The sequence below is a fragment of the uncultured Campylobacter sp. genome (genome assembly GCF_937890585.1).
Classification (GTDB): Bacteria; Campylobacterota; Campylobacteria; order Campylobacterales; family Campylobacteraceae; genus Campylobacter_A.
In genome coordinates, this window is record NZ_CALACG010000367.1 from 1 (window position 1) to 4,546 (window position 4,546).

4 protein-coding genes are annotated in these 4,546 nt (G+C 39.6%); all 4 read right to left on the reverse strand.

The window, feature by feature from the left end:
- Positions 1-2,065: cytochrome c biogenesis protein ResB (locus Q0296_RS10930; RefSeq protein WP_298040516.1), on the reverse strand; the 2,065-nt coding region annotated here is incomplete at its 3' end.
- Between the two features lie 15 nt (positions 2,066-2,080).
- Positions 2,081-3,022 carry an NrfD/PsrC family molybdoenzyme membrane anchor subunit gene (gene nrfD, locus Q0296_RS10935; protein ID WP_298040518.1) on the reverse strand — a complete coding sequence of 314 codons (942 nt, stop codon included), beginning with the start codon at positions 3,020-3,022 and terminating at the stop codon, positions 2,081-2,083.
- A 1-nt stretch (position 3,023) separates the two neighbouring features.
- Positions 3,024-3,695 carry a 4Fe-4S dicluster domain-containing protein gene (locus tag Q0296_RS10940; protein WP_298040520.1) on the reverse strand — a complete coding sequence of 224 codons (672 nt, stop codon included), beginning with the start codon at positions 3,693-3,695 and terminating at the stop codon, positions 3,024-3,026.
- 21 nt (positions 3,696-3,716) lie between these two features.
- On the reverse strand, positions 3,717-4,475 hold the full coding sequence (locus Q0296_RS10945) for an FKBP-type peptidyl-prolyl cis-trans isomerase (protein ID WP_298040522.1): 759 nt from the start codon (positions 4,473-4,475) through the stop codon (positions 3,717-3,719).
- Positions 4,476-4,546: the final 71 nt, after the last annotated feature.

The window sequence follows — 4,546 nt, forward strand, 5'->3', positions numbered from 1 at the left end:
CTAAATTTGTTATTTGTGGATTTATAAAATTTAGATGAGCTACCAGCAAAGATATAGCCGCAAAGAGCGACGCAGCCGATAGCGCAAAGCTTTGCTTTCTAAAAAATAGCACTCCAGCCAAAACGCTTGTAAATGAGATATAAACCAAGCTCTCGTAAGCATCACTCCAAGGTGCGTGGCCTGATATGAAGGCTCGAAGGACTAAATTTGCAGCGTGCACCGCAAACGCAGTGAAAAATGCAAGGCTTAAAGCCTTTTCAAATCTAAATTTCCTTCCGAAAAAGAGTCTATAAAAGCCAAGAGCGAGCGAAACTAGCCCAAGGATCATATAAAAATATATGAGAAATTTAAAAATTTCCATTTGATTATAGAGCACTTCAAGGCCGACTTTTGCCTCGCTTGGCGCAAGAGAGCCCAAAACGCCTCTTTGATAGCTTGAAATTTGCTCCAAGCTCTTATCAGCCTCTTTGCACTCGCCTTCTTGCACGCAAAGGCTTAAATTTCCTATGTAGCTACTTAAAACATTTTTAAATTCGTTTGGAATTTCATTTGAGCCAAAGGCTTCATTGACTGATAGCCACGTGATCTTATCGCCGCTTTTAGCTGGGATAAATTTAAGCATCTCGCCCTTTAGCGCAAAATATAAGACGTTTAGCCTCTCATCAAATTTGATCACGTCGTTGTCAAATTTATCTCTTTTTGAGGCGGATTTTTCATTGGCAGCTTCTACAAATTTGCCCAGTTTATAGTCGCCTTCCTCGCTAAAAACATCACTAAAACTAGCAAATTTCTCGCTCTTATCAAGTCCTAAAAGCTCATTTATCCTATCGTTTGTGATCCTAACAAGCCTTTTTTGCATCCACTCTTTTGGCGAAAGGGCAAAAGAGAGCATAAGCTCCTCGCTGCTAAGCCCAAATAGCGTGGTTTTGGTTGAAATTTTGCTTATCACGGCCCTTGTAGCTGAGCTAGCTGGGGCGACCCTGCTATCAGTATGAACTAAGATTTTGGCAAATTTACCCGCATGTGTCTCTAAGTTTTTATTATTTTCGTTAGCAAAATTTGGTGTCGCACTTAGCAAAATAATGGCCAAAAATGCTATCTGAGAGCCTTTTATGAAATTTAGCAGCCTAAAAAATCGGCTATTTTTACTAAATAAATTTGCCACAAAGCCAAGACAAAGCAGAAAATATCCGATGTAGGTTGGAATTTTGCCTGGGTCTTTGTTTATCTCAAGGGCACTTCCTTGCTCGTCAGGGTCGTATGATGACTGAAAAATTTTATACCCATCTATCGTTAGTGGGTTATTTAGCGAGATGTCATGCTCGCTGCCTGCGATATTTACCCTGCTTGTGTAAGACGATGGGCTATTTAGTCCAGCATAACGCTCTAGGATAAATTTCTCAAGTTTTAGCGAAAAAGGTAAATTTATCGCTCGTGAGCTAAAGTAAAATTTAGTCTCTTGCCCATCAAAGCTTAAAATGCTAGGCTCAAGATCATATCCAGCTCCGCCTTTTACCTTGGCGCTCTTGCTCTTTTGCCCAGCAAAGCCAGCCTCTATGGTAAGCGTAGCTGGGGCGTTTTTCTCATCCTTTTTATAGCCAGCTATCTTTATCTTAAATTCTTTGCCGTTTATATCTTTTTTGAAGTGAAAGTCATTGTCGCCAAGTAGGCTAAGTCTTAGTGGGAAGCTAAAGCTCTCATTTGGCATCTCAACTCTCAAATAAGGCTTTACACTTTGCATGGTGTTGCCGCTCTCGCCAACCCTTAAATGTAGCACGCCCTCTTCGCCAAAGTGCCTTGTAAGCGCAGCACCGATGAAGATGACGATAAAAGCAAGGTGTACGAAAAATGCTCCAGGTTTTTTATACATCTTGGTTTTAATGATACTAATAGCCAAGCAGATAACACAAGCAGCCATGACGCACTCGTACCAGAGTGCTTCATAAACTAGCACTCTAGCCGTCTGTGTGTCATAAAAATTTTCCAAAAAGGTTGCTGCCCCTGCACCAAATGCAAGGATAAATAATAATACTAAAGACAAGCGGTAGACGTTTAAAATTTTCATCGCTTGTTTTAGACCTTATATACCGTAAGTCTGTCCTGCATAAAGAATAAAAATTCTAAGTAACAAAACACCAACAACAGCTGCTATCGAGCTGATATAAAAGCTAAATTTCAAGTTTGCTACGCTTTTGCCAAGTGCGAAATTTAAAACAAAAGGCACAACAAAACCAACTAGCACAACGCCAAGCCAAAAGAATTTAGCCCAGACACCGCTATAAAACGCAACTGCTGCTTCTTGCTGATAGGTTGAGCCGATAAATAGTGATACAAAAATCATCATTATTAGTAAAATTTCAACTCCCAAAACGCTAAATTCTACGCTGTGAAGCGCGTGAAGGTCGCTTGAGTGCGGATCTTCTTTGAAAAATAGCGCAGCTACCAAGCTACTGCCGCTTATACCCGCACTTAAACCAGAAGCGACAAATAAAGCTGGAAGTACAGCTGTATTTAGCAGCGGAAATCTAATAAGTACTGAGATCAAAAAGCCTGTATATGCACAAATAACCACCGCAAAAAGTAGGCAAAGCACACTTAAAAGCGGGTAGAGAGGATTTAAAATTTTCATTATGCCATCAAAAATGCCACAAAAAGATTTTAACTCCGTGCTAAAGGCATACAAACACATCAAAAAGCTAAGCGGTATATAGACACAAAGTCCAGCAACACCGATAGACATAACTGATTTGAAGTTATAGTTGATCAAAATTTTCCAAAACAATAGTGGTTTTTCAAGGTCAGCTATCAGACAAACCATACCAAGCATGATGCTAACGAACGCTAAAAGCGAAGCAGCCTTAAAAAATGGGCTGAAATTCTCTTGCTTTTTATAGTGTTTTAAAAGTATAGCGACGATCAAAGCGCCACCACTCATACCAGCTAGCAAAAGATAAACAGCGATCGGCCAGCCCCACTCAACTCCGTGCGAAAATGTCTCGCTAAAATTTATAGCACCATCCATCTTACACCCCCGTTTTTACTTTAGGAATATATCTAAGGCTTGGTTTTGTACCAAGTTCTGCTCTTAGCCTTATACTATCTTTAACAGCTAAAAGCTGGCTGATATGTGAGTTCTCATCGTCTAAGTCACCAAATACCAAAGCTTCGTACCTACAAGCCTCGACACAAGCTGGATCTTTTTTATCCTTTAAATTTGTATCTACGCAGAAGTTACAGCTTTGGGCTGAGTGATTGACTTTGTCGATATATCTCACGTCGTAAGGACAGGCTACGATACAGTATTTACAGGCGATGCAGTCATCTATGTTTGTAGTCTGGATACCTGTTTTTGGGTCCTTGTGACAGGCGTTTGTTGGGCAAACGTTTACACAAGGGGCGTCTACGCACTGCTGGCATGAGACCCTAACATATCTTTTATCTAGTAAATTTTTAGGATCAGTCTTATCTTGAACGAAAAGTCTCATCTGTCCTTTTGGGACTAAATTTACCTCCCTGCACGCTATCTCGCAATCCGTGCAACCAACGCATTTATTTTGGTCAAATATCATGCCAAAATGTGGTTTTTTTACACTTTCCTCTTCTTTAAAAGCAAAACCACTGCTCGCCACGCTAGCACCAGCAGCAACCACTGCTAGACGTTTGAAAAATGCTCTTCTGTTATTTTGATTTTGCATTTTTAACTCCATTTTTATGGATTAATGAGGCCTTTTAATGCCTTCATTTTGTTCTTTTTCGTGAATTTTCTTAGCAGCCTCAGCTAACTCGCTAGGCTTTAAGACCTTAATAAGCTCTATCTCAAAAACGATAGTAGCTCCCCCTGGTATGTTTTCAACTCCGCTATCGCCATATGCAAGCTCTGGTGGGATAACAAATTTATACTTATCACCCTCTTTCATAAGCATTAAACCCTCTTCAAGACCAGGGATTAAATTTAGCATAGAAAGGTGAGCTGGAGCTTCCTTTGTCTCGTCAAATACCTTGCCATCGATAAAGCTTGCTTTGTAGCTTGCTATTATGATGCTCTCAGGCTTTGGAGTTGCTCCTTTTGAGCTTGATTTTATGATTTCATATTGTAGTTTTGATTTTGTTGTTTTTACATTTTTATTTTTTGCGTTTTTATCCATGAAAGCTTTGCCTTGCTCAATTCTCTCTTTAAGCGTGGCAGCTTCTTTTTCTTTTATTATCTTGTCTAAATTTTCAGCTCTTTTGTTTAGTAGCTTTGCTATCTCATCATCGCTTAGCTTAGCCTCTTTTTTTAAAGCATCAGCAAAACCTTTGATGACTGCATCAGCATCGTAGCCAATGCCTATCTCTTTTTGTTGTTGTAGTCCATTTAAAACATATCCACCACTTGTTGCTCCCATGGCGTAAGACTCGTTGTAGTCTGCGTTTGCCATAAGGCTAGCTGCACTTAGGCTAAGTAGTAGTGTAAATTTTAAAACCTCATTTTTCATTATCAAACCCTTAAATTTAAAGGGGCTAAAACTAGCCCCTAAATGCTATAAATTTTTGTTTAGAATTCTCT